This window comes from Pseudomonas canadensis, from assembly GCF_000503215.1.
GTDB classification, from domain to species: Bacteria; Pseudomonadota; Gammaproteobacteria; order Pseudomonadales; family Pseudomonadaceae; genus Aquipseudomonas; species Aquipseudomonas canadensis.
The window spans coordinates 1,039,540-1,063,781 of record NZ_KI628539.1; the positions used below are offsets into that span (position 1 = coordinate 1,039,540).

Genomic DNA, 24,242 nt, shown 5'->3' on the forward strand with positions numbered 1-24,242 from the left:
GATGTCGAGTACCAGGCAGTGCCGACCAGTGATGAACGCTGAACCCTTTTGCCCGCATCTGTTTCAGGAACTGTTTCCTACATGACCATTTGGTTGGTGTTTTCCGCGGTGCTTTCAGCATCGCTTCTATTGACTTGGGTCCTACGCCGTTATGCCTTGTCGCGTAGTTTGATGGACATTCCCAATGGCCGCAGTTCGCACTCTGTACCGACGCCACGAGGTGGTGGTGTCGCAATCGTACTGACGTACCTGGTGACGTTGGTGCTGGTGGCGTTTGCTGGTTGGGTCAGTTGGAGTGCCGCATTGCCATTATTGGGGGCTGGGGCGTTGATCGCGGTCGTTGGTTTTCTCGACGATCATGGTCATATCGCAGCACGCTGGCGTCTATTGGCCCACTTTGGCGCAGCCCTCTGGGCGTTGCTCTGGATGGGAGGGCTTCCCACGATCAGCCTCGTCGGCGTTGAGGTGGACCTTGGCTGGTTGGGTCACGTACTGGCAGCCTTGTATCTGGTCTGGATGCTGAATTTGTACAACTTCATGGACGGTATTGACGGCATTGCTAGCATTGAGGCCGTGTGCGCTTGTGCTGGCGCATGCCTGGTGTACTGGCTGACAGGTCATGAAAACCTCATGATTGCACCGATGCTGTTAGCGGTCGCGGTGCTTGGGTTTTTATACTGGAACTTCCCTCCTGCCCGCATTTTCATGGGCGATGCTGGGAGTGGCTTCCTGGGGGTAGTGATTGGCATCCTGTCGCTTCAGGCTGCGTGGGCGGCACCTGAGATGCTTTGGGTCTGGTTGATTTTGCTGGGTGTATTCATCGTTGATGCGACCTTCACCCTGGGGCGACGCCTGTTGCGCGGAGACAAGGTGTATGAAGCGCATCGAAGTCATGCCTATCAATATGCATCACGCCTGGCGGGGCGTCATTTGCCGGTTACGCTGACGGTGATGGCTATCAATCTGTTGTGGTTGTTGCCCATCGCGCTCTTTGTCGGCCTAGGGTTTGACGGCGTTCTGGGCTTGATGGTGGCCTATATTCCATTGGTGTTGCTCGCGATTAAGTTTCATGCGGGTGAGCTTGAAAAAGCGTGATAATTGATGGGCAATGGAGATTCAAGGGGTTGTTGCACACTCACATGACTGTCATTTTTTTGCTGGCAGTGCTAGGGACTGAGGTATAAAAGGGTTTATGGATAGTTTACGTACCCGGTTGGTGGGCTTGCCGCGCAGGCATAAACGTTTCTTGCAAGTGGCGACCGACATCGTTCTGGTATGGACGGCGTTGTGGTTGGCATTTGTTGTGCGCCTGGGGTTTGATGACCTCAACAACCCCTTTGTAGTCCATTTGTGGCTGTTTCTCAGTGCGCCGGTGATTGCCATCCCGCTTTTTATCCACTTTGGCATGTACCGGGCAGTGATGCGTTATTTCGGCAATGATGCGCTGATTGCAATCATCAAGGCCGTCAGCCTCTCCGCATTGTTGCTGGCTCTGGTGGTGTATTTGTACAGCAATCATCAGACGGTGGTGCCCCGTTCAATCGTATTCAACTATTGGTGGCTGAGCATGGTCATCATTGGCGGCTTGCGCTTGGCGATGCGTCAATACTTTCAGGGGGACTGGTTTACCGCCGCGCAGCATGTGCCTTTCACCAGTCGTGATGATGGCCTTATCAAGGTGGCTATCTACGGGGCCGGGGCGGCGGGCAATCAATTGGTAGCGGCCTTGCGCATGGGCCGGGTGATGCGTCCGGTGGCTTTTATCGATGACGACAGCGGCATCTCGGATCGCATCATCTCAGGGCTGAAGGTCTACAAGCCTAAGCGCATCCAGCAGATGATCGATGAGACCGGTGCTGAAGAGCTGCTGCTGGCAATACCGTCATCCACACGATCTCGCCGTAGAGAAATACTGGGTTATCTGGAAGGATACCCGTTGCATGTGCGCAGTGTTCCCGGATTCATGGACCTGGCCAGTGGTCGAGTCAAAGTCGATGATATCCAGGAAGTGGACATCGCCGACCTGCTCGGTAGAGATCCCGTACCTGCGCAGCCTGAGTTGCTGGAGCGATGCATCAAGCACCGTGTAGTGCTGGTTTCCGGTGCGGGCGGTTCGATTGGATCGGAACTTTGTCGTCAGATCCTCACGCTGGAACCCACCAGCCTATTGTTGTTCGATCATAGTGAGTACAACCTTTATTGCATCCTGTCCGAACTTGAACAGCGTGTTGAATCAGAGTCGTTGAATGTAACGCTGCTGCCGATCCTTGGTTCGGTGCGACATCCCGGCAAGCTTTTGGAGGTTATGAATACCTGGTCAGTCGATACGGTTTACCATGCAGCAGCCTACAAGCACGTACCCATGGTGGAGCACAATATTGCCGAGGGTATTCTTAATAATGTGATCGGCACCCTCAATACCGCGCAGGCTGCACTGCAGGCAGGTGTCGAGAACTTCGTGCTCATTTCGACCGACAAGGCTGTGCGGCCAACCAACGTGATGGGCAGCACCAAGCGGCTGGCGGAGCTTGTATTACAAGCTTTGAGCAAGGAGTTGGCGCCGAGGTTGTTTGGTGATGCGTCAAATATCTCGCGGGTCAATAAAACCCGTTTCACCATGGTTCGATTTGGTAACGTGCTGGGCTCGTCAGGTTCGGTTATCCCGTTGTTCCATAAGCAGATCCAGGCGGGTGGGCCGCTGACGGTGACCCACCCGAAAATAACCCGCTATTTCATGACGATACCTGAAGCGGCGCAGTTGGTTATCCAGGCGGGTTCGATGGGGCAGGGGGGAGATGTCTTCGTGCTCGATATGGGCGAGCCTGTGAAAATCGTGGAGCTTGCCGAAAAGATGATTCACTTATCAGGCCTGAGTATCCGCTCCGAGAAAAACCCGCACGGAGATATCCTGATCAATTTCAGTGGGCTGCGTCCGGGTGAAAAGCTCTATGAAGAGTTGTTGATTGGCGACAACGTCGCTGCCACGAGTCATCCGATGATCATGCGAGCCAATGAGGAACTCTTGGACTGGGAAGTGCTCAAGGGCCGGTTGCAAGGCTTGTTGGCGGCTGTTGAGGAGGGGGATTTTTCGCTCGTCAGGCAGCTGTTGAAAGACACCGTCAGCGGCTACGCCCCAGAGGGTGAGATCGTTGACTGGGTGCACATTCAGCGACACCGCGAAGTCTGATCAGCGCATTGCCGCTCTGATGGACCTGTTTGCCGGTTCATCAGAGCTCGCAATAGGGCCTTGTATTAGAGCTTCCAGAGCTTCTTGTTCAGCCTGAAGCTCGAGAGGTAGACAAACAGTCTCGATATGTTCATGAACCGGTTGGGGCCTACAACGTAAAGAATCCCCTTTAGCACTGAGTTAATGATCTGGAGCTTTCCAGAGTGAGTTTGCGCATCACCAAACCCGGCCGGTTTGTATTGTCCGCCCGCCTCGAACAAGAAGTTCTTCCTGGCAAAAGTATAAACGGGGCCGCTGGCATCAAAAGGGTCATGGCCGGCAGGTAACTCATCCAGCACGCTGGCGTAGGCCCTTCTCAGCGTAGGCGATATGTATTTTCCATCGCTCATGTAATCAAATGCATAGGCGGCGCTGGAAGGGAAGGATGAGAAGTTGGAGAGTCGTTCCTTGTAATAGAAACTGACTTCCTGAAGGTCCTCACGTTGTTTCTCTCTTCCCGCAAATGCACGCTTGCTCAACAGTGCCGGGTTCTTCTCATCAAACGAACTGAAGTGGAAGAAAACCAATGGGCACTCCCCGTTTACCGTATAGCCACCCTGGCCGTCAGGCGAGAGGGTTCGCTCATGGCTATTCCAAAAAGCTACGTTGTAGCCAAGATTGAACGATACGTGCAGGGTCGGGAAGAAGCAGGGAGCAATACTGACCCATTTCTGATCAGTCGAAAGTCCGAATTGAGTTTCGAAATAGCAGTGCTCCAAGCAGCGCTCATTCCACCACTGAAGAAACCGTATGCCTTCTGAGGTATTGGAAACTGCGTAGAAGCCTAGGTTGAAGGAGCCGAAGCGCAGCATCCCGATATCACCTTCAACATGAGGCGTGACGTAGTGGGGCGTTAGAATGATGTCGCGCGTGTCGAGCTCGCCCCATAAACCATCGAGGCGGCTGAACACGCAGGTATCCGGGTCCAGGAACACCACCTTATCGTGCTGCTCAAGGAGCTTTAAGGTGATCCAGGGCTTGAGGCTGGTACTGAACTCGACGATGTCGTATTTGAAGGCGTAGTGCCGGACGTCAGCCAATCCGATCTCTTCAACCCAATAGAACTCTGCCAGGTCGGTCGGGAGGTCCATTTCGACCTTACGATCAAAAATATAGATCTTCAGTTTCGGCTGGTCGAATTTTACCAATGACTCGGCCAACACCAGCGCCTTTGATAAGTAAGCCAGGTTGCACACGGTAAAAATGGCTGAGCGCTCGCCGGTCATGCCTTTTTCATCAGTCACGTTTAAAAATTCCTAATGTAATGATTACCCTGACGAGGATCTGAGAGGCGCAATAGAGCGTCAGTAATCTTGTTATTCTGAGCGCGAAGCCAACCTGGCGGCTCTTGAGCGCAGAAAAAATAAGTTTGAGATTCGACGAAACAGTGTCTTTTATTCTAGAACCTGAATACGCCCGCATTGAATACGTACGACCCGCGATGCGATAGCGACTATCAGCCTGCTCCGTGACATGATCGAACCCCGGTGTGGCACCACAGGCGCCAATGCGATAGCCCTTATTTAACGAGTCCAAACACAGCTTATAATCCACACTGTCAACGAAATAGCTGCAGTCCATCCAGTCAAGGGCTTTGAGTTTGTCCAGGAAATAAAGGCTGCCACTGTTAATCAGTAAAGGCACATCCTGTACCTGAGCATTTCCGCCGGCTTTGAAGGCGATTGCGCTGAACTCGCTGTATGCGTCGCTGTTGTCGGCATAGTTATTCTCTATGTAAGACAGTGTTTCGCTGCTGAATCCGGTGTCCTGATCAAAAAACAGAAGTGCTGAGTGGCCCTGTTGATAGGCATTGGCACACACTGTTGAAATGCCGATGCCCAATCCCAGATTTTTGCCACAGGTAAAATAGTGGATGCGCGGGTCAAGCTCCGCGAGTTCTCGCACGTTGGTAACGTCAGGTGAGTTGTCGAATACGTAGACTTCAAATCCATCCGACGACGTTAATTCGAGCCTACGCAATAACTCAGCACCTGCGTGATAGACAACAATACCTACTGCAATCTTACGCGTCATGCCATGCCTTTGATGTGTGGAGCCGCCCATGCTGAGTCACGTTTAAACATTTAACCATTTGCTCTCTTTATCGCTCCAGACTTTCACTACCCTGGCAGGGCAGCCCACGGCAATGACGTTACTGGGGATATCTTTGGCGACAACGCTGTTGGCGCCGATGATCGCCCCATCGCCGATAGAGGTGTTCGGCAGTACGACGACATTGTCCCCGATCCATACATTATCGCCAATGGTCACGGGGCCGCTGCTGGCCAGTTTTCGTTCAAAAGGTGTTTCGTAGGGGCTGGATTGGTTTTCCCCCGAGTAGTCGCCGTGGGAGTGGTCGGTGATGTGAATCTTGCTGCCCATCAAGACATTGCGGCCAATCGTTATTCTGTTGCAGCACGCTATATGCAAATGGTCGCTGGCGGAAAAGTTCTCACCAATGTCGACCTGCGGCTGATACATGAACTTGAGGTATTGAGAGACCGCGTGCAGCCAGAGCCCTTCACCTACTCTGAAATTATTACCCAGCGTGATGTGTTCCAGGCCAAAGACCTTGGGCGCACGACCAAGATAGGCACGTTTCCCGGGGGCAGGGAGCGCTCTGAGGTGAATAAAGGCTCGCCATACAAACAGAAATTGCCCGATCACCATGGGGACGATGAAGACGTGATGTTGCTTAAGTTTTTTAAAAAAATAGGACACCGCGGTCTACTCGTGTTGGCGTGTGTAAACAGGTGGAAGCAAACTAGTGGTCTGCCACCGGTAGAGTGCGTGCGCGTTTGAGGTACAGGTTGACTGCCTTACTGAGCATCGATCTTGGAATGACTGATATCACCATGACGATCCAACTAGGGTAGCCCACGGACAGCCTGAGATCCGTTCGGTACGCTTTATAGACGCCGTAGTTTAACAACCCTCTGGCCCTCAGAGACAGCATGCCTTTGATCGTGAACGCGCCGGATACTTCGCCAAAACGGGTGCAGGCTTTAAGTTTTCCTTTCAGCGAATAGCTGACGGGTAACGAAAATATAAAGTTAACCCAGCAGGTCAGGCCGATCTTGAATATTTTGTCTGTGTGGGCCCAACTGGTTTTCGTGAGATGTGGGCTTTCAAGGGATGTGACGGATGCCTGGGGTAGCCAATGAATTTGAAAGGGGCGGTTCGCAATAGACTCGAAGAGGATGCCTGTTTGTATGAAGTTAGAATTGTGATAGCGGGAAAAGTCTGCATCATTTATCAGCGCTTTGCTATAGATCAAGCAGCTCATGCAGCTCATGAGCCCTGCGAGATCTTCCAGTAATGCATTGGCGTCTTGATAGGTGGCTTCCGGCGTTTCAATCTTGTTTACGAGGTTTACCAATACGGCGTCATAAGGGATGTTTGTTTTTAAAAGATTCAATACCTTGTCGAGATCGTCGGCACAGAATTGTGAAGTGTCGCCCAGTAGCCATGTGTATGCGGTGTCCGATAAAGACAGCGCTTTTTCAAAGTTTAAATCCGCGCCCAGATTTTCGTGGTTGCGCGAGTAGTGCAGCAGCGGGTATTCCGCTTTCCATTTTTCGACAATCTTGAAGGTTTCATCTGTCGAGGCATTGTCGGAAATGAAAATTTGAATGTTATGGCGCCTTAGTATCGGCAGGTGCGCCGCTAGCGAGCTGTCAAGGAAGTCTGCTCGATTGTAGGTAGGCAGTGCAATGGACAATACAGGATTAGGCTGAAAACTCATGATGAACGCCTTTTGAAAGATCTAAAAATCCAATAAACCCATGGTAAGACCAAGACGTACGCACTTGTAAAACCAGAAAAAAGGTATTCGAACGGAAGGTACTTCGCGGCCAGCAAAGTTGTGATCGCAACATACAGCCCATTGAGGACTGATACCACGACCAGTGGCTCTTTCTTATAAGCCCTCATATAGATCGCCATTGCATTGATGATCAGCTGCATCAGCCATCCTATGCTGACCATCAACAGAGGAAGGGTCGGCAGCAGGCGGTTCTCTATCAAGGGGTGGCCCTCCATCAGCCAGAGGCCGGTGAAGAGCGCTACCATGCCCGCGGCATAAGTGGCTATTGCCAGCGCTACGCCTTTTCTGAAGGCTTGATCGAGCGCAGTGGTATTACGATGGGCCGCATACATATTTATTTTTGGGGTGATAATGGTTATCCAAATGTTGGCGATACTGAACATTGCCATGCAAATGGCCATTGAGAAGCCAACTTGGCCTGCTTGTACGGCCCCGTGATAGCTGAAAGAGAGAGGGGTGAATATAGACAGTACAAAATAGCCGCTGACCCAACTCAATGCGAAACGCCAAAGGAGCGGCATTATTTCCTTGAACCAAGGGTAGCTGTTGAGTTGTGTCAGTTTATAAAGCTGTCCCAGCATGGCTTTGTAGCGATGAAGGATTATTGAGGTGCCTGCCAGTGCGCCGGCTAATAATGAAAAGGCCAGAGCATACAGATCTGCACCGCTGATCAGCAGGATAACGGTCACGCATACACTGATCACGCTGACATGGAAACGAATTTTCTGAATGTCACCCACGCTGTCGCATCCTTCTATGAAGGACAGTGCAATGCTATTGATGAATACAATGACGGATGCCACACCGTATACCAGCCACGGAAGTTGCCAGTTTATCTGGGACGTCTTGCCATTCAGTATGAAATACCCGATCAAGAGCACGGCCGGGAAAACAACGAGCGCCATGCCGCTGGCCCAGCGCATGGCGAAAGATAATAACGTCGCCAGTCGACTGATGTGCTCAGGTGCGCCGCAAAGTTCTTTCTGATTATTGAACTTGAGGTGTGCAAATTCATGCGAGGCGAACAATAGCAGCACGGCAGAAAACCCCATGTCTGCGAACACCGCGAGTGCGGCCATGCTGATGAAGGTGTACCAGTATCCTTGGGCTTCGGATGACAGGTAAAGGGGGACCAGGATGAGCAGGGCAGGTCCCGAGAGTAATCGCCATAACTGATTTATTGCAGTGTTGCGAAAGTCGTGATTGAATATTTTTCTATAATTCATTTAATGAATTGACATCTTTCGATTTCATGAGTCAATCCTTCAATGGAGTTGAAGTGTGGTGCGTAGCCCAATGTCGATGCCATTCTGTTTTCGGAATAATAGTGCTGTTTAGCACCGGTTGCATTGATGTGTTGAGTGGTTTTTTCGACGGTGAATTGTAGGCCGAAATTGTTCCGAAGATGATCGAGTATTGAAAACTTGTCGGTTGGGGCATTGGTATAGCAATCGACAGCTACGTTGAGGTCTCCGTTGAATGTCAATGCTTTTGATATAAGCGTGTAAAAGTCCAGGGGCGTTATGTAGTCACGAAACATGTTCGCGGGAGACGTCGTCAGTACGGTGTTGTCCTTGATGGCGCGGACAGCGTCGGTTATAAAATAACGTGCGCTCAAATCTTGTGTGTGACTGAAGTAGTTGAATACCCGGATATCCACGATGCTAAGACCCTGATGCGCTCGGTGCCTCGCCTCTGCGTAAAACTTTGCGGCAGCGTACCAATCCGTTGATTTCAAGTTGTTTATGTCAAACGTGGCGAGGGTCTGAGCCTGTGCGGGGGTTGCGAAATCACCGCCATAGGCAGCACCACTGCTCAGGAATATATAGCGGCACTCGGTGTTGGCTTTAAGGTATTCGAGTGCGAGCTTGTCATACTCATAGGTGATGTCGAAAATGGCAGATCCCATTCTCGATGCCATTGCGGGGTCGCCGACCCCTACAAAGTTGATGATTGCATCGAACGGAGTGTTTTGATCGAACTCGGCGTACTCAAAGATTTTGATACTTCGCTGTTCTGCGGATATCAATGCCGATATGTCGAGTTTGTTTTTGTCCCGCACAAACAGGCTCAGCTCGAATGTTCGAGCTGCGGCGAGTGAACGTGTCAGGTCTTGGGCAATTTGGCTGTTCGCGCCGAATATTGCGATGTGCATCAGCGTGATGTCCGCGTTTTTTCAGGCAACTGCTGATCAATCGAGCGACCAAATTCTAGCCGTGGACGGCATTCTCGGGCGTCAGGCATCATCAGTTCGATCAGCGCGGGACGGGGTGATTCAATGAACATTCTGACCTGCGTCGCAAATTCATCATGGGTGCTCACGACCGCGGAGTTGATGCCGTAGGCCTCACCAATGGCTTTGAACTGTGAGGTGTAGCCATTCCAGTAGGTCGAAGAGTTGCGTCCCTCGAAGTACATTTCCTGGAACCCGCGGACCATTCCCAGGGAGTGGTTGTTAAGCACAATGATCAAGACGGGCAGTTGGTCGCGGGCGATGATATCCAGTTCCTGGATATTGAGCTGAGCCCCGCCGTCACCCGTAATGACAATGACAGGCTTGTTGCCCGCGTTGCAGGCGCCAATGGCCGCCGGGATCGCGAACCCCATGGTGCCGAGACCGCCGGAATGGTGCATGGATTGACCCTGGCTCAATCGCAACGTATGCGCCGCCCACATCTGATTGTTGCCGACGTCGGCAACAAAATCGACAGCACGCCCTCTGGTCAAAGCACTCAGGGTTGAGCAGATGACGAAAGGGCTCACCGACCAATCAGTGTACTCATCGACGAAGCTCTGATCGAAATCAGCTCGTAAATCAGCAGCCCAGGTAGCCCATGCCGTATTTTCTTGCACTTTGGAAAGAGGGAACCGTGCGAAAAACGTGTTCAGTTCCATCACGTAGGAAGCATGCGCCTTAACGCGGTTGTTCAGTTGCCCCTCCATCAGGTCGATCTGGAAAACCTGGGCTTTGCGGGCAAAATCTTCGGGTTTGGCACCGGTTTGTCGAACATCCAGGCGGCTACCCAGCACCAGCAGGAAATCGCAATTCTGCACGGCATAGTTGGCGGTACGCGTTCCGTAGGCGCCGAGCATGCCCAGGTAGTTCGCGCTCGCCGGGACCTTTTCTGCTCCCTTCAGACTGGCGACGTAAGGTATGCCCGACGCTTCCAGTTGATCGAGCCACGGTGTGAAGTTACGTGCGTTGACAGCCCCTCCACCCAACAGAATCAAAGGATTTTGGGCAGATGCCAGCGCGTTTTTGATCGCTTCCAGGTCGGATTCCTGTAAGGAAGCCTCGACCCGCTCCGGCTGTGGTACCAAAAGCGCGTGTACGACTGCGTCATCAATGTCGCTTCGCTGGATATCCATAGGGATGTCCAGCAGAACCGGGCCTGGGCGTCCCTCTCTGGCAGTGTCGATCGCCTTTTGCAGGCACGGGAGCAACTCGTCCACGTGCCTGATCTGGTAGGCATATTTGGTAATACTGCTGACCAGCGCCACGCTATCAAGCTCTTGGAAGCCCTGTTGGCGGATATTCCTGTCGCCCTTGAGTTCGTAGGTATTCACCTGGCCCGTCAGGAAAAGGCAGGGATGGCTATCAAGCCAGCAGTCAGCAATACCGGTAATCAGGTTGGTTGCGCCAGGGCCGCTTGTGCCCAAGGCGACACCAAGTACCTCATGGTGTGTCGCGCGAGAAACCGCGGATGCAGCAAACGCTGCCCCTTGCTCATGGTGGACCGAGACTAGCTTGGTCTCACCCAACTGATTGATGCTGTCAACCAGGTGGGTGATCATCCCTCCGATCAACTCGTAGCCATACAACACCTTGTTCTGAGCAAGAACTAACGCAACCGCATCCGATGCTTTCATTGTTTAGAAACCAATCCCAAAGAATTCTTCCAGCTTCTCACCGACAAACTCAAAATGCTCCTGGCCTAGCGACGGCTGTACGCCGAGCCAGAAAGTCTGGTTCATGGTGCGGTCGGTATTCGTCAATTCACCCACTACACGGTACTCCAGGTTCTGGAAGTACGGTTGGCGAGTCAAATTGCCTGCAAATAGCAGGCGTGTGCCGATTTTGTGCTGGTCAAGGTACTTCAACAAATCAACACGGTTGACGCCACTGCTTTCCTTGAGTGTCACCGGGAAGCCGAACCACGATGGGTCACTGTTGGGAGTTGCTTCGGCGATTTCGAGGAACTCGGACAGGCTGGACAGTCGGTCCTTGAGCAGTTTGAAGTTGCGCTTGCGAGTATCGATGAAGTCTTGGGCTCGTTCGAGTTGGGCCAGGCCGCAGGCGGCTTGCATGTCGGTGATTTTCAGGTTGTAGCCCAAATGCGCGTATACGTACTTGTGGTCATAACCTTGAGGCAGGCTGCCATATTGCTGGCCGAAACGGTCGCCGCAAGTGTTGTCGCAACCGGGTGCGCAGTAGCAATCGCGGCCCCAGTCGCGGAACGACTCGGCAATCACCTTGAGCATCGGGTTGTTGGTGAACACTGCACCACCTTCACCCATGGTGATGTGGTGCGCAGGGTAGAAGCTGAGGGTGGCGATGTCGCCGAAAGTACCTACCAGCTTGCCGTCATACGTCGCACCGAGGGCGTCACAGCAGTCCTCCACCAGCCACAGGTTGTACTTTTCGCACAGCGCCTTGACCTTGCCCAGGTTGAACGGGTTGCCCAGGGTGTGGGCCAGCATGATCGCCTTGGTTTTCGGTGTGATGGCCGCTTCGATCAGGTCAGCGTTGATGTTGTGGGTAGCCATGTCAACGTCAACGAACACCGGGATCGCGCCAAATTGAACGATTGGGTTGACCGTGGTTGGGAAGCCCGCGGCCACGCCAATCACTTCATCGCCTTTCTTGATCGCGCGCTCACCGAGTTTGGGTGAGGTCAGCGTGCTGAAAGCAACCAGGTTGGCGGAAGAGCCGGAGTTGACCGACAGCAGGAATTTGACACCGAGGAATTCTGCCAGCTTTTTCTCGAATTCGGCATTGAAACGGCCAGTGGTCAGCCAGCCATCCAGGGAGGCTTCGACCATCAACTGCAACTCACGCGCACCGATCACTTTGCCGGACGGCGGGATAATGGTTTCGCCAGCCACGAACGGCTTGCTCGCCAATGCAACGTTGGCGTACTGCTCGACGAGCTTGCTGATTTCCTGGCGGAGCATATCGGGGGTCATGAAAAATCCTGCTAAAAAATAGAGTTAGTTGTTGCCGGCCTGCATGGCGAGCATGTAGGCATTGATTTCTTCCAGGCAATGGGCCTGCATGTCGTTGCCGCTCAACCAGGCGCGATGCCAGTTAACTATTCGGGCGAGCGTGGTCTCGAGGTTCCAGCTGGGTGCCCAGTGCAAGTGGGCGCGCGCCTTGGAAATATCCAGCTTGAGGTAGTTGGCCTCATGCGGTTGCGCGTCCTGATCCAGTTGCCAATGGGCGTCTGTACCCCAAGCCTGCACCATGTGGTCAAGGATCCACTCCACTGGGCGTGCGTCTTCATCCTTGGGGCCGAAGTTCCAGCCCTGGGCAAAACGATGCCCATGGGTCCAGAGATGTTCAGCCAACACAAGGTAACCACTCAGCGGTTCCAGCACGTGTTGCCATGGCCGGGTCGATTTTGGATTGCGTATTGTGACGGGTTGACCTTTCTCGAAGGCACTGAGGATATCAGGTATCAGCCGGTCCTCTGCCCAATCGCCTCCGCCAATCACGTTGCCGGCCCTGCCGGACGCCAGCGCGGCACCTTGCGGGTTGTTGAAAAACGATTTGCGGTAGGCGCTGGTGATCAGTTCCACGCACCCCTTGCTGTTGCTGTACGGGTCATGGCCGCCCATGGGTTCGTCTTCACGATAACCCCATTCCCATTCACGGTTTTCGTAGCATTTGTCGGTGGTGACGTTGACGATAGCCCGCAGGTTCGGGCATTGGCGGGCGGCTTCCAGCACATGCAGGGTGCCCATCACGTTGGTAGCGTAGGTCTCGACCGGTTCGCGGTAGGACAAACGGACCAACGGTTGCGCTGCCATATGGATCAGCACGTCGGGGTTAAAGCTCACCATGCTTTGGGCGATTACCGCGCGATCACGAATATCGCCTTGCTCCGACTCCATGCCTTGGGCCACCTTGGCCTCGACGAACAGGGCAGGGTGGGTCGGTGGTGCCAGGGAAAAACCTTTCACCTGTGCGCCCATGCTGGTCAGCCATAAAGACAGCCAACTGCCCTTGAATCCAGTGTGGCCGGTCAGGAAGACTTTTTTGCCTCGCCAAAAGGCTGGGGAAACGGTCGACGTCATGTTCAAGCCCAGGTTTTCCAAGGGGCTTTGCCGGACTGCCAAAGCTCTTCCAAGTAGTGTTTGTCGCGCAGCGTGTCCATCGGTTGCCAGAACCCTGGGTGTTCATAGGCCATCAGTTGGCCCTCTGCTGCCAGGTTCATCAGTGGTTCCTGTTCCCAGGTCGTACTGTCGTCCTTCAGGTACTGGAGTACTTCAGGCTTCAACACGAAAAAACCGCCGTTGATCAGTGCGCCATCACCTTTGGGTTTTTCCTTGAAATTCATCACTTGGCCCTGCTGGATATCCAAGGCACCGAAACGACCAGGCGGATAGGTTGCGGTAAGTGTCGCGGCCTTGCCATGTGACTTGTGGAAGTCCAGGGTGGCGCTGATATTGATGTCGCTGACGCCGTCACCATACGTGAAGCAAAAAGCTTCTTCGTCCTTGACATAGTCGGCGACACGACGCAGGCGACCACCGGTCATGGACTCGTCGCCGGTGTCGACCAGAGTGATGTTCCAGTCTTCAGCACGTTGGTCGTGCACCTTCATGGTGTTGTCGCGCATGTTGAAAGTGACGTCGGACATGTGGAGGAAGTAGTTGGCAAAGTACTCCTTGATCACATATCCCTTGTAGCCACAGCAGATAATGAAGTCATTGATGCCGTGTGCGGAGTACATCTTCATGATGTGCCAGAGGATAGGCTTGCCGCCGATTTCCACCATTGGTTTTGGGCGCAAACTGGTTTCTTCGCTGAGCCGTGTTCCCAGGCCACCGGCCAAAATAACTGCTTTCATGCTGTCTCCGGTTCAATTCGAGCTTACAAAGGCATCAGAATGGAAATGTTTGAGGGGCAGGCCAGCCTGTGTCAGCACTTCGCGCGCCGTATGAATCATGGCTTCAGAGCCACACGCGTAGACCGAGGTATCCGCGAGGTCAAGGTTTTCTGCAAGTACTGCTTGTTGGATGTAGCCCGTTGCACCTGACCACTGTGCATTCGCACGAGAAAGAGTGGGCCGGTAGATCAGGTCCAGTGTCGGGAAGTCGAGGTGCCAATACAGGTCTGCCTCCGTGCGACCGCCCCAATATACATAGATACGCTTATTGCTAATTGATTCAGGCGCGGCCGCCAATGCTTCGAGCATGGCCTTGACAGGTGCAATCCCCGTTCCGGTAGCCATGAACACCAGGTTCGTAGTCCGGGCATCGCGCAGGCAGAACGTTCCCAGAGGGCCTTCCAGCCGCAGTAGATCGTTGGCTTGGGCTTCGTCAAACCAATATTGACTCATGACCCCATTGGCGACTTGGCGAATATGCAGTTCGAGCTTGGCATCCTCACGGACGGCGTTGGCAATGGAGTAACTACGGCGTACGCCGTCCTTTCCAATGACATCGATGTATTGCCCGGGAAGGTAGAACAACGCACTTCTGGGCGGTGTTCTAAGCACTACTCGTACGACATCGTCTGCAAGGCGTTCCAAGGTGTCGAGGCGACAAGGCATGGTTTTGATCTGAATATCAGCCAATAACCCAAGGTCTTCGATATCCAGTTCAACGTCGGTGATCGCGGCTCGGCAGCATGTCAGGATGGTTCCCGAAGAACGCTCTTCTTCCGTCAGTGCCAGTTCGGGCTGAACCAGCTCAGTTTCGCCCTGGATAACGTTAGCCTTGCATACGCCGCATCGACCGTTACGGCAGCTATACTCGAGTACAGTCCCTTGGGACTTCGCACAATCCAGAAGGCTTTTTCCGGATTCCGCCGTAAATGTCTTGTGGTTCGAGAGCGTGACAATCGACATGTGTCAGACACCACGCTCGGGGAGGGCGTCATAAGAGATCCGTCCATCCCATTGGACGTAGGCTCTTGCACACAACTGCGACATACTTTTGATACCCATGTACGTTTACATCTCCTCTCGTCGTTGCGCTGAAAGTGCGAAGGCATAAGGCATTCAGCGCGCAGACTACATACCCAGGCCTAGGGCATTTTTGATATAGGTTAAGGCAGAAAACCAGGCTGCCCGGGAACGGTTGTTCCATGGCGGCATTTGGCCGTCAGTGTACTGTCCGACGGACGGTGTTTTTAATGTGCCTAGCGCCGGATATTCAAACGCCCGGCTGCCAGAAGTAATAGGTTTCAAGATCACCACGATCGCACAAGGGGGCAATCTTCATGTGCGTTCGAGCTGATTTTTCCGTAAGTAATCGCGATTCTACCTGCTTGGGGCCTTAACTGGAAATGCAGGCTCTACTGACTGCAGGGTCGGCAGAGTAATACCCAGTAATCTTCCCATTTTTGACTCGTCCCAAACATGACCTAACGTAGAAAGGCAGCTTCGGAAAAGCTGCTTTTCTCTTATCGATGTCATGGAGCGTCACCAATGCAAAACATCTATATTTCCTCCCTTATCTTTGCCTTTCTCACCAGCATCTCCGTAGCCACCACCGCAGCGCCGTCCATCAAGCCTGAAGCGCCAGCCCCCCTCTCCGCGCAAACGCGTCAGGCCGAGCAATCCGCCAAGGTCAACCTGAACGCCGCCGATGCTGAAACCCTGCGCCGTGATCTCTTCGGCATCGGGGCTGCCAAGGCCAAGGCGATCATCGCCTATCGCGAAAGCAACGGTCCGTTCACCGCGGTGGACGAGTTACTGGAAGTAAAAGGTATCGGCAAGGCTTTGCTGGAGAAGAACCGCGAAAGGATCGTGATCAAGTAAGGCAAGAAAGGAGGCCGGTCATTGATCGGCCTTTTCAACATTGTGCACTTGCGTCTTCAAGCTTTCCCGCACCACGTCCATGATGCGCGTCGCCAACTCTGTGCTTTTGACACTTCTAGCCAGCACCAATGCACCCACCAGCGTCGACATCATTACCAGGCTCTGCCGATCGGCATTCGGGTTTTCCAGCGCGGCTTCAATCTGATTCAGTCGGGCCTTAAGCACCGCATCCGTCGTCGGACTGTGCTGGCCCCTCAGGCCCAGTTCGGACGACATGGTCGGCAGCGGGCAGCCTTGGTCTGGAGACGTCAGGTGCCATTCCGAGAGGTAACTGTCAATAAATGCTTCCAGCGGCCGTTCCTGGCTGAACAGCATTTCGCAATAGGCATCCAGCTCTGCCGCAGCCGACTGCAGCGCCTTCTCCACCAACTCATCCTTGGATTTGAAATGCGCATAAAACCCACCATGAGTAAGGTTCAGCGCCTTCATCAGCGGCTGTAAGCCAGTCGCGCAAATACCGTCGCGACGAAAGCGGGCGGAGGCTTCTTTGATAATGCGTTGGTGAGTCTGGGCTTTGTGGTCGGATGAATAACGCATGGGGTGGCCTCGGTTACAGGCTGGCATCTTAACCAACTTGGGCCTTTTTTCATCCATGCACATTGGCATGAAACGTGATTACCTCTAACGCAGAAGATTGTTCAACAATCGCGAGGTGGTCATGACACTCAGCTTGTCTTTAGCCGACCAGATCGCCCTGGAGCTGCGTGCTGACATCATCGGTGGGCGGTTGCTGCCCGGCATGCCGTTGGTCGAAGTGGAGCTGGTGAAGGCCTACAACGCCTCACGCAACACCATCCGCGAGGCGTTGCACCGTTTGGGGCAAGAAGGGTTGACCCGCTATGTGCGCAACAAAGGGGTCATGGTCCGAAGACTGGAACGAGAGGAAGTGCGTGATTTGTTCGTAGTCCGTCGCACCTTGGAACTGCAGTCCATCGCCCAAAGCGGTCCTTTGACAGCGGCCCAATCCGAACACATGCAAAACGCCATCGACGCAACCACCCTGGCCCGTGAGCGCGAGGACTGGCGTGCGGTCGCCACTCACAGCCTGGTGTTTCACCAGCAGATTGTCGGGTTGATGCGCAGCCCTTTGTTCGATGAGTTTTTTGCCCAAGTCATCGCTCAACTGCGTCTGGTGTTTTGCGCCGCGCCTGATGAACAGCGTTTTCAATCACCGTGGTTGGAGCGCGATCGTGAAATTTTCACCTTATTGGCCCAGCAGGATAAACCGGCGGCAGGGGAGGCAATGAGCCTGTACCTGGATGATTCGGAACGCCTGTCGTTGGCCTTGTTTAACCGCCCCTGATTGAGGATCTGCACCATGTACAAAGACTATCCGGCCGCGTACCAAGTCAGTAAAGGTTCGGCGCTGCAGGTCGACACGGCGTTTTACGAGCGTATTCGTGATCGAAAACAGCAACGCACATTGATCGAGCAGTTCGAAGTGCCGATCCGTACGGGCAGGGCGTGGAAAGTGCCGGCCGGGCACGTGTTCCGCGTGACCACGCCGGTCGGCCCGCAGGTGGGTGATTTCAATGTGTGGAACGCCAACGACCCTCGCGAGCGATTGTGGGCTGCACGTACACGCCAATTGCAGGGCGCCCATGTCAGCACCCATGACCGGTTATGGTCGAACCTGCCATTTCTGCGGCCTTTGGTGACAATCACCGACGATAGCCTGGCCAGCTACGGTATAGACGAACATGGCGGGCGCTTGCACGACTTGCTGGGTACGCGTTGCGATCCCTATGTGAACCGCATGCTGACCGGCGAAGACTTCCACCACCATTGCCATTCGAACCTGACCCGCGCGGTTTTGCCCCACGGTCTGACCGAGTTCGACGTGCATGACGTATTGAATATTTTCCAGTGCACCGGCCTCAATCATGACGACATGTATTTCATGAAGGCTTGCCCGGCACAGAAGGGCGATTACCTTGAGTTCTTTGCCGAGATTGATTTGCTGTGTGCGTTGTCGACGTGCCCCGGCGGGGACCTGTCGCTGCCGATGTGGGGGCCGCAGGCACAGGATCCGCTGACGGTGTGCCGTCCGCTGGGGGTTGAGATATACAAGCTGGAGGATGAGTTGCTTAACGGCTGGAGCCAGCCGGAACGTGCCGCCTATAAGGGGCAGCACGGGTTGCATATTGCCAAGGCGGCTTGGGAGTAACCCAAGGTTCAGCGGTCCTGCGCGTCCTTGGCATCCGCCTGGGCGTTGCGCTCGGCCACGCGCTTGCGCTGTTCGTCGGTGAGTTCGACTTTGTTGGCGCTGTCTCGCAGCATCATCAGCCCACCGACGATCGATCCGATCGCAACTACCATAATCAACCACGCATACCACGGCATAAGGCTCTCCTTGAGGCAGATTGCCGTGGGAGAACTTTCCCACGGGAATAACTGCTTTGAGTGACGGGCTTTCTTACTAGTTCAGTGTAGGCCCGTTCTGCCTCTCAGTAGATCAGAGCCCGGTCAACATCGCATCTGCCGGTGCATCGGCACGGTCTTGCGCAGTCATCTGGAAGTAGGCAAACCCCACCACCATAAAGCCCAGGAAGATCAGCCCGATCAGCGCGTTGAACCAGGCCATGGCTACCAGGCACACCACCGCCAGTACCAATGCAATGCCCGGCACGATGGGGTAACCCGGTGCGCGGAAGGTACGCTCCAGCAGCGGTTCGCTCTTACGCAGTTTGAACAGGCTGAGCATGCTCATGATGTACATCACGATGGCGCCGAACACTGCCATGGTGATCATCGCTGCGGTCAACGTCATGCCGCCCAGGTTGATCAGGCCGTCGCTATAGATCGCTGCGATGCCGACCACGCCCCCGGCGATAATTGCCCGGTGCGGTGTCTGAAAACGCGACAGTTTGGCGAGGAAAGACGGCAGGTAGCCGGCGCGTGCCAGGGCGAAGAACTGCCGCGAGTAGCCGAGGATGATGCCGTGGAAACTGGCTACCAGGCCAAACAGGCCGATCCACACCAGCATGTGCAGCCAGCCGGAGCTGTCACCCACCACGGTTTTCATGGCTTGTGGCAAGGGATCGTTGATGTTGGACAGGGTGCGCCAGTCGCCCACGCCGCCCGCGAAGAACATCACGCCCATGGCCAGGATCACCAGGGTCAGGATGCCGCTGATGTAGGCTTTTGGAATGGTGCGCTTCGGATCTTTCGCTTCTTCAGCCGCCATGGCCGCGCCTTCAATGGCGAGGAAGAACCAGATAGCGAACGGAATCGCGGCAAACATTCCGGCAATTGCGGGTGCGCCAAAGGTGTCTGAGCCGGCCCAGCCGTTCAGGGCGAAGTTGCTGAAGCTGAACGCAGGTGCGACGACGCCCATGAACACCAGCAACTCGGCGACGGCGAGCACACACACCACCAGTTCAAAGGTGGCGGCGAGTTTGACGCCGAGGATGTTCAGGCCCATGAACACAATATAAGCACCGACGGCCGCATGTTTCGGGTCCAGCGCCGGAAATTGCACATTAAGATAGGCGCCGATGGCCAAGGCGATCGCAGGTGGTGCGAAGACAAATTCGATCAAGGTTGCGAGTCCCGCGATCAGTCCGCCTTTTTCACCAAAAGCGCGACGGCTGTAGGCAAAAGGCCCTCCTGCGTGAGGAATCGCCGTAGTCAGTTCGGTGAAACTGAAGATAAAGCAGGTATACATCGCAGCGACCATCAAGGACGTGACCAGAAAGCCCAGGGTCCCTGCGACGCCCCAGCCATAGCTCCAGCCGAAGTATTCGCCGGAAATCACCAGCCCGACGGCGATGCCCCATAAATGCAGGGTGCCCAAGGTGGGTTTGAGTTGTGTATTCATTGTGTTGCTCCCTGAACGGTTTGGAATGATTCAAGGTGTTGCAGCGTGCATGCCAGCCTGAGAATCATTGTCGTAAAGCGGAGCAACTGTCGTGTGGGGGATGGTTTAGCGTTTGAATCTTTCCAGCCTTGCACCAGTTGAGTGCGGTGGTGTTGCAACTGCCGTCATCGCGGGCAAGCCCGGCTCCCACACTTGAGCGCATTCCGCTGTGGGAGCCGGGCTTGCCCGCGATGAGGCCTTCCCATCCACTACAAATCTCCCTGTAAACCCCGCATAAACCCACTCTTTACGCCGTCTTTACGCCCCGCCCATACCCTCGCTCTCGTTCCTTTACACCACTCCTGCCGACAATTGCCCCACACGCGGCACTCGCCGCTAAACGGAGAGACTTCCATGAGCGTTCTGGACGGGGTGTCACTGCTATTGGCCGTGGCGCTGTTCATTTATCTGCTGGTTGCGCTATTACGCGCGGATCGGAACTAGGAGCGGGCCATGCACAGTTATGACTATTGGCTGATCATTGCCTTCTTTGCGGTGGTGCTGGTGCCGGCCCCGTTCCTGGGGCGGTTCTATTACAAGGTGATGGAAGGGCAGCGCACCTGGCTCACGCCGTTATTTGGCCCGGTGGAGCGTGCCTGTTATCGCCTGTCCGGCGTGGATGAGCATCAAGAACAAAGCTGGCAGAAATACATGCTGGCCTTGCTTGCGTTCAACCTCGCAGGCTTTGTGCTGTTGTTCGCGATCCTGTTGTTCCAGGACTATCTCCCACTGAACCCGCAGAAATTGCCAGGTCAGGAATGGACCTTGGCCTTCAACACGGCGGTCAGTTTCATGACCAACACCAACTGGCAGTCCTACAGCGGTGAGGCGTCCCTGAGTTATCTCAGCCAGATGGCGGGCCTGACCGTGCAGAACTTCGTCAGTGCGGCCACCGGTCTGGCAGTGCTGGTCGCTTTGTGTCGTGGGATCGGTCGCAAATCCACCAAGACCTTGGGTAACTTCTGGGTTGATATGACACGCGCCACCCTCTATGGCCTGCTGCCGTTGTGCCTGGTGCTGGCGTTGTTCCTGGTGTGGCAGGGCGTACCGCAAACCTTCGCTCACTATGTAGATGCCGTGACGATGCAAGGTGCGGATCAAGTGATCCCCCTGGGCCCGGCGGCCAGCCAGATTGCGATCAAGCAATTGGGCACCAACGGCGGTGGCTTCTTTGGCGTCAACTCGGCGCATCCGTTTGAAGACCCGACTGCCTGGGCCAACCTGTTCGAGCTGGCCGCAATCATCCTGATCCCGGTGGCCCTGGTGTTCACCTTCGGCCACTACGTGAAGGACCTGCGCCAAAGCCGCGCGATCCTTGGCTGCATGCTGGCTCTGTTCCTGATTGGTGGCGCGACCTCGCTGTGGGCCGAATACCAGCCCAACCCGACCCTGAACAATCCCGCCGTGGAGCAAACCGCGCCGCTGGAAGGCAAGGAAGCACGCTTTGGCACCACCGGTACGGTGCTGTGGTCGGTGACCACGACGGCGGCGTCCAACGGTTCGGTCAACGGCATGCAGGACAGCCTCAGCCCCCTTAGCGGAATGGTTGCGCTGGTCAACATGATGGTCGGCGAAGTGATCTTTGGCGGCGTCGGCGCAGGTATGTACGGCATGTTGCTCAACGTGCTGATCGCGGTGTTCCTCGCCGGCCTGATGATTGGTCGCACGCCGGAATACCTGGGCAAGAAACTGCAGGCTAAGGAAGTGCAATTGCTGGTGGTGACCTTGCTGGTCATGCCGGTGGGCGTGCTGGTGCTCGGCGCCATTGCCGCGAGCCTGCCAGGTCCGGCCGGTGCCATCAGTAACCCTGGCCCTCATGGTTTCAGCCAGTTGCTTTATGCCTACACCTCGGCCAGTGCCAACAACGGCTCGGCGTTCGGCGGCTTCAGTGCCAACACGCCGTTTCATAACCTGATGCTGGGCCTGGGCATGTTGATCGGCCGCTTCGGCTACATCCTCCCGGTACTGGCCCTGGCCGGCAGCCTGGCGATGAAGAAGACCGCACCGATTGGCCAGAACAGCTTCCCAACCCACGGCCCGCTGTTCGTGACCCTGTTGACCGTGACCATTTTGCTGGTGGGCGGCCTGACCTTCCTGCCGACGCTGGCACTGGGGCCAATTGCTGAACACTTGAGCATGGCTGCTCCTAAATAAAGAGCTAAAGGGGATATGAAAATGAATATGCCTGCAAAAAATGCGGCTCCGGTGCAAACCCAGGAGCCTGCCAAAACTGCCATCTCCGCCCTGTGGCGTCCGGCGCTGGTCCAGGCGTTCGTCAAGCTGGATCCGCGTCAACTGCAACGCTCGCCGGTGATGCTGGTGGTCGAGTTGACGGCCATTCTCACCACCGTGCTGTGCTTCGTGCCTGACACCGCCGTGCCCACCTATGTCGCGGTGCAAATCGCGGTCTGGCTGTGGTTCACCGTGCTGTTCGCCAACTTCGCCGAAGCCTTGGCCGAAGGGCGTGGCAAGGCCCGTGCCGACAGCCTCAAGGCTGGCAGTGAAGGCCTGAGCGCTCGCCGCAAAGAGGCCGATGGCAGCTTCAAGGTCGTACCGGCCACCAGCCTGCGCAAAGGCGACGTGGTGCGCGTTGCCGCCGGGGAAATGATCCCCGGTGACGGCGAAGTCATCGAAGGGATCGCGGCGGTCAACGAAGCGGCGATCACCGGCGAATCCGCACCGGTGATCCGCGAGTCCGGTGGCGACCGTTCGGCCGTCACCGGCAACACCCGCCTGGTGTCGGACTGGTTGCTGATCCGCATCACCGCCAACCCGGGTGAGTCGACCCTGGACCGCATGATCGCCTTGGTGGAAGGTGCCAAACGCCAGAAAACCCCCAACGAAGTCGCGCTGGATATCCTGCTGATCGGCCTGACCCTGATCTTCCTGTTGGTGGTGGTGACCCTGCAACCCTTCGCCCACTTCGCCAATGGCAGCTTGCCCCTGGTGTTCCTAGTCGCACTGCTGGTCACGCTGATTCCTACAACCATTGGTGGTTTGCTGTCGGCCATCGGCATCGCCGGCATGGACCGCCTGGTGCGCCTCAATGTGATCGCCAAGTCCGGCCGCGCCGTGGAAGCGGCGGGTGACGTGCATGTGTTGCTGCTGGACAAGACCGGCACTATCACTTTTGGTAACCGTCGGTGTGCGGCGGTGGTCGCAGCGCCTGGCGTCACCGGCAAGGAAGTGGCCGAAGGCGCGTTGTTTGCGTCCTTGGCGGATGACACGGCGGAAGGTAAATCCATTGTCGAATACCTGCGCGCCTTGCATCCGCAGGCCGAGCCCTCTGCGGATGAGCTGACCGCTGTGCCGTTCAGTGCGGAAACCCGTTTGTCCGGGGTCGACTACCAGGGCCGTGTGTTCCGCAAAGGCGCGGTGGATTCGCTGCTGGCGTTCATCGGTCAGCAACGGCGCGACTTGCTGCCAGCACTGTCGCGGGAAATCGACAAGATCGCCCAAAGCGGCGGTACACCGTTGCTGGTGTGTGCTGATGGCAAGTTGCTCGGTGCGATTCACCTGAAGGACGTGGTCAAGCCCGGCATCCGTGAGCGTTTCGCCGAGCTGCGCAAGCTGGGCATTCGCACCGTGATGGTCACTGGCGACAACCCGCTGACCGCTGCAGCGATTGCTGCCGAAGCGGGCGTCGACGACGTGCTGGCCGAAGCCACCCCGGAGAAAAAACTCGCGCGCATTCGTCATGAACAGAACGACGGCCGCTTGGTGGCAATGTGTGGCGACGGCGCCAACGACGCCCCGGCGCTGGCCCAGGCTGACGTCGGCATGGCAATGAATGACGGCACCCAGGCCGCCCGCGAGGCCGCCAACATGGTCGACCTCGACAGCGATCCGACCAAGCTGCTGGACGTGGTGCAGATCGGCAAGGAATTGCTGGTGACCCGTGGCGCGCTGACCACCTTCTCCATTGCCAACGACGTGGCCAAGTACTTCGCGATCTTGCCGGCGCTGTTCGCCTCGATCTACCCACAATTGGGCGTGCTCAACGTGATGCACCTGCAGAGCCCACAGAGCGCGATTCTCTCGGCCATTGTGTTCAACGCATTGATCATCGTGGTGCTGATTCCGTTGGCGCTGCGCGGTGTGCGTGTGCAAGCGGCGAGTGCGGCGGCGTTGCTGCGCCGCAACCTGCTGATCTACGGGCTGGGCGGGATCCTGGTGCCATTCGTGGGCATCAAGGCGATCGACATGCTGCTGACTGCGTTGCACCTGGTTTGACCCGAATCCTGTGGGTGCCAGCTGGGTGCCCACAGGTTGCAATGACCG

Annotated in this window: 22 protein-coding genes; 8 read left to right on the forward strand and 14 right to left on the reverse strand. The window is 55.5% G+C overall.

The window, feature by feature from the left end; all coding sequences use genetic code 11:
* Positions 1 to 81 precede the first annotated feature (81 nt).
* Both U367_RS0127805 and U367_RS0127810 read left to right on the forward strand, forming a co-directional pair.
* A complete protein-coding gene (locus U367_RS0127805; protein ID WP_028619480.1) occupies positions 82 to 1,095 on the forward strand; it encodes an MraY family glycosyltransferase in 1,014 nt (337 codons plus the stop codon).
* Between the two features lie 97 nt (positions 1,096 to 1,192).
* On the forward strand, positions 1,193 to 3,187 hold the full coding sequence (locus U367_RS0127810; protein ID WP_028619481.1) for a polysaccharide biosynthesis protein: 1,995 nt from the start codon (positions 1,193 to 1,195) through the stop codon (positions 3,185 to 3,187).
* 65 nt (positions 3,188 to 3,252) lie between these two features.
* Here U367_RS0127810 and U367_RS0127815 read toward each other — a convergent pair whose 3' ends face one another.
* The 11 genes from U367_RS0127815 to U367_RS0127865 are packed head-to-tail and all read right to left on the reverse strand — an operon-like array spanning position 3,253 to position 15,127.
* A complete protein-coding gene (locus U367_RS0127815) occupies positions 3,253 to 4,470 on the reverse strand; it encodes a glycosyltransferase family protein (protein WP_028619482.1) in 1,218 nt (405 codons plus the stop codon).
* The gene (locus tag U367_RS0127820; RefSeq protein ID WP_028619483.1) at positions 4,463 to 5,260 is read right to left on the reverse strand and encodes a glycosyltransferase; all 798 of its coding nucleotides are present in this window, start codon (positions 5,258 to 5,260) and stop codon (positions 4,463 to 4,465) included. The genes U367_RS0127815 and U367_RS0127820 overlap by 8 nt, the downstream gene beginning before the upstream one ends.
* Before the next feature lie 42 nt (positions 5,261 to 5,302).
* The gene (locus U367_RS0127825) at positions 5,303 to 5,947 is read right to left on the reverse strand and encodes a DapH/DapD/GlmU-related protein (protein WP_028619484.1); all 645 of its coding nucleotides are present in this window, start codon (positions 5,945 to 5,947) and stop codon (positions 5,303 to 5,305) included.
* A gap of 43 nt (positions 5,948 to 5,990) precedes the next feature.
* Complete coding sequence (locus U367_RS0127830; RefSeq protein WP_028619485.1) at positions 5,991 to 6,971, reverse strand: glycosyltransferase family 2 protein; 981 nt, start codon at positions 6,969 to 6,971, stop codon at positions 5,991 to 5,993.
* Positions 6,968 to 8,278 (reverse strand): hypothetical protein, encoded by a 1,311-nt coding sequence (locus U367_RS0127835; protein WP_028619486.1) that lies wholly within the window; start codon positions 8,276 to 8,278, stop codon positions 6,968 to 6,970. Before U367_RS0127835 ends, U367_RS0127830 begins: the two co-directional genes overlap by 4 nt.
* Positions 8,275 to 9,207, reverse strand: coding sequence for an NAD-dependent epimerase/dehydratase family protein (locus U367_RS0127840; protein WP_028619487.1), 933 nt, complete (start codon positions 9,205 to 9,207; stop codon positions 8,275 to 8,277). Before U367_RS0127840 ends, U367_RS0127835 begins: the two co-directional genes overlap by 4 nt.
* Positions 9,207 to 10,922 (reverse strand): thiamine pyrophosphate-binding protein, encoded by a 1,716-nt coding sequence (locus U367_RS0127845; RefSeq protein ID WP_028619488.1) that lies wholly within the window; start codon positions 10,920 to 10,922, stop codon positions 9,207 to 9,209. Before U367_RS0127845 ends, U367_RS0127840 begins: the two co-directional genes overlap by 1 nt.
* 3 nt (positions 10,923 to 10,925) lie before the next feature.
* Complete coding sequence (gene rfbH, locus U367_RS0127850) at positions 10,926 to 12,239, reverse strand: lipopolysaccharide biosynthesis protein RfbH (protein ID WP_028619489.1); 1,314 nt, start codon at positions 12,237 to 12,239, stop codon at positions 10,926 to 10,928.
* Between the two features lie 24 nt (positions 12,240 to 12,263).
* Positions 12,264 to 13,349, reverse strand: a complete 1,086-nt coding sequence (rfbG, locus tag U367_RS0127855; RefSeq protein ID WP_028619490.1) for a CDP-glucose 4,6-dehydratase — start codon at positions 13,347 to 13,349, stop codon at positions 12,264 to 12,266.
* Positions 13,350 to 13,351: 2 nt separating this feature from the next.
* A complete protein-coding gene (gene rfbF / locus U367_RS0127860) occupies positions 13,352 to 14,125 on the reverse strand; it encodes a glucose-1-phosphate cytidylyltransferase (protein ID WP_028619491.1) in 774 nt (257 codons plus the stop codon).
* 12 nt (positions 14,126 to 14,137) lie between these two features.
* Positions 14,138 to 15,127, reverse strand: coding sequence for an FAD-binding oxidoreductase (locus tag U367_RS0127865; RefSeq protein ID WP_028619492.1), 990 nt, complete (start codon positions 15,125 to 15,127; stop codon positions 14,138 to 14,140).
* Between the two features lie 582 nt (positions 15,128 to 15,709).
* Here U367_RS0127865 and U367_RS0127870 point away from each other — a divergent pair.
* Complete coding sequence (locus U367_RS0127870; protein WP_028619493.1) at positions 15,710 to 16,042, forward strand: ComEA family DNA-binding protein; 333 nt, start codon at positions 15,710 to 15,712, stop codon at positions 16,040 to 16,042.
* An 18-nt stretch (positions 16,043 to 16,060) separates the two neighbouring features.
* Here the strand turns inward: U367_RS0127870 and U367_RS0127875 are convergent, their stop codons facing one another.
* Complete coding sequence (locus tag U367_RS0127875) at positions 16,061 to 16,639, reverse strand: TetR/AcrR family transcriptional regulator (protein ID WP_028619494.1); 579 nt, start codon at positions 16,637 to 16,639, stop codon at positions 16,061 to 16,063.
* Between the two features lie 121 nt (positions 16,640 to 16,760).
* On the opposite strand from U367_RS0127875, the gene U367_RS0127880 reads away from it, so the two are divergent.
* Together U367_RS0127880 and U367_RS0127885 are read left to right on the forward strand one after the other, a co-directional pair.
* Positions 16,761 to 17,405, forward strand: a complete 645-nt coding sequence (locus U367_RS0127880; RefSeq protein ID WP_028619495.1) for a GntR family transcriptional regulator — start codon at positions 16,761 to 16,763, stop codon at positions 17,403 to 17,405.
* 15 nt (positions 17,406 to 17,420) lie between these two features.
* On the forward strand, positions 17,421 to 18,269 hold the full coding sequence (locus U367_RS0127885) for an urea carboxylase-associated family protein (RefSeq protein ID WP_028619496.1): 849 nt from the start codon (positions 17,421 to 17,423) through the stop codon (positions 18,267 to 18,269).
* Positions 18,270 to 18,277: 8 nt separating this feature from the next.
* Here U367_RS0127885 and U367_RS1000000131230 read toward each other — a convergent pair whose 3' ends face one another.
* Entirely contained in the window at positions 18,278 to 18,445 is a 168-nt protein-coding gene (locus tag U367_RS1000000131230) for a DUF2897 family protein (protein WP_003172675.1), read from the reverse strand.
* A 112-nt stretch (positions 18,446 to 18,557) separates the two neighbouring features.
* Entirely contained in the window at positions 18,558 to 19,922 is a 1,365-nt protein-coding gene (gene eat / locus U367_RS0127895; protein WP_016975347.1) for an ethanolamine permease, read from the reverse strand.
* Positions 19,923 to 20,315: 393 nt separating this feature from the next.
* On the opposite strand from eat, the gene kdpF reads away from it, so the two are divergent.
* Genes kdpF through kdpB form a run of 3 tightly spaced genes read left to right on the forward strand, consistent with a single transcriptional unit; the run spans position 20,316 to position 24,194 of the window.
* Entirely contained in the window at positions 20,316 to 20,405 is a 90-nt protein-coding gene (kdpF, locus tag U367_RS01000000130355) for a K(+)-transporting ATPase subunit F (RefSeq protein WP_003218754.1), read from the forward strand.
* A gap of 9 nt (positions 20,406 to 20,414) precedes the next feature.
* Positions 20,415 to 22,115, forward strand: a complete 1,701-nt coding sequence (gene kdpA, locus U367_RS0127905) for a potassium-transporting ATPase subunit KdpA (protein ID WP_028619497.1) — start codon at positions 20,415 to 20,417, stop codon at positions 22,113 to 22,115.
* Positions 22,116 to 22,136: 21 nt separating this feature from the next.
* A complete protein-coding gene (gene kdpB, locus U367_RS0127910) occupies positions 22,137 to 24,194 on the forward strand; it encodes a potassium-transporting ATPase subunit KdpB (RefSeq protein ID WP_028619498.1) in 2,058 nt (685 codons plus the stop codon).
* The last annotated feature ends 48 nt before the right edge of the window (positions 24,195 to 24,242 follow it).

What these genes read in the sequence shown, in the direction of transcription:
- U367_RS0127805 (WP_028619480.1), top strand. Translation starts at nt 82, where the DNA reads ATGACCATTTGGTTGGTGTTTTCCGCGGTGCTTTCAGCATCGCTTCTA.
- U367_RS0127810 (WP_028619481.1), top strand. Translation starts at nt 1,193, where the DNA reads ATGGATAGTTTACGTACCCGGTTGGTGGGCTTGCCGCGCAGGCATAAA.
- U367_RS0127820 (WP_028619483.1), bottom strand. Translation starts at nt 5,260, where the DNA reads ATGACGCGTAAGATTGCAGTAGGTATTGTTGTCTATCACGCAGGTGCT.
- U367_RS0127830 (WP_028619485.1), bottom strand. Translation starts at nt 6,971, where the DNA reads ATGAGTTTTCAGCCTAATCCTGTATTGTCCATTGCACTGCCTACCTAC.
- U367_RS0127835 (WP_028619486.1), bottom strand. Translation starts at nt 8,278, where the DNA reads ATGAATTATAGAAAAATATTCAATCACGACTTTCGCAACACTGCAATA.
- U367_RS0127840 (WP_028619487.1), bottom strand. Translation starts at nt 9,207, where the DNA reads ATGCACATCGCAATATTCGGCGCGAACAGCCAAATTGCCCAAGACCTG.
- U367_RS0127845 (WP_028619488.1), bottom strand. Translation starts at nt 10,922, where the DNA reads ATGAAAGCATCGGATGCGGTTGCGTTAGTTCTTGCTCAGAACAAGGTG.
- rfbH (WP_028619489.1), bottom strand. Translation starts at nt 12,239, where the DNA reads ATGACCCCCGATATGCTCCGCCAGGAAATCAGCAAGCTCGTCGAGCAG.
- rfbG (WP_028619490.1), bottom strand. Translation starts at nt 13,349, where the DNA reads ATGACGTCGACCGTTTCCCCAGCCTTTTGGCGAGGCAAAAAAGTCTTC.
- rfbF (WP_028619491.1), bottom strand. Translation starts at nt 14,125, where the DNA reads ATGAAAGCAGTTATTTTGGCCGGTGGCCTGGGAACACGGCTCAGCGAA.
- U367_RS0127865 (WP_028619492.1), bottom strand. Translation starts at nt 15,127, where the DNA reads ATGTCGATTGTCACGCTCTCGAACCACAAGACATTTACGGCGGAATCC.
- U367_RS0127870 (WP_028619493.1), top strand. Translation starts at nt 15,710, where the DNA reads ATGCAAAACATCTATATTTCCTCCCTTATCTTTGCCTTTCTCACCAGC.
- U367_RS0127875 (WP_028619494.1), bottom strand. Translation starts at nt 16,639, where the DNA reads ATGCGTTATTCATCCGACCACAAAGCCCAGACTCACCAACGCATTATC.
- U367_RS0127880 (WP_028619495.1), top strand. Translation starts at nt 16,761, where the DNA reads ATGACACTCAGCTTGTCTTTAGCCGACCAGATCGCCCTGGAGCTGCGT.
- U367_RS0127885 (WP_028619496.1), top strand. Translation starts at nt 17,421, where the DNA reads ATGTACAAAGACTATCCGGCCGCGTACCAAGTCAGTAAAGGTTCGGCG.
- U367_RS1000000131230 (WP_003172675.1), bottom strand. Translation starts at nt 18,445, where the DNA reads ATGCCGTGGTATGCGTGGTTGATTATGGTAGTTGCGATCGGATCGATC.
- eat (WP_016975347.1), bottom strand. Translation starts at nt 19,922, where the DNA reads ATGAATACACAACTCAAACCCACCTTGGGCACCCTGCATTTATGGGGC.
- kdpF (WP_003218754.1), top strand. Translation starts at nt 20,316, where the DNA reads ATGAGCGTTCTGGACGGGGTGTCACTGCTATTGGCCGTGGCGCTGTTC.
- kdpA (WP_028619497.1), top strand. Translation starts at nt 20,415, where the DNA reads ATGCACAGTTATGACTATTGGCTGATCATTGCCTTCTTTGCGGTGGTG.
- kdpB (WP_028619498.1), top strand. Translation starts at nt 22,137, where the DNA reads ATGAATATGCCTGCAAAAAATGCGGCTCCGGTGCAAACCCAGGAGCCT.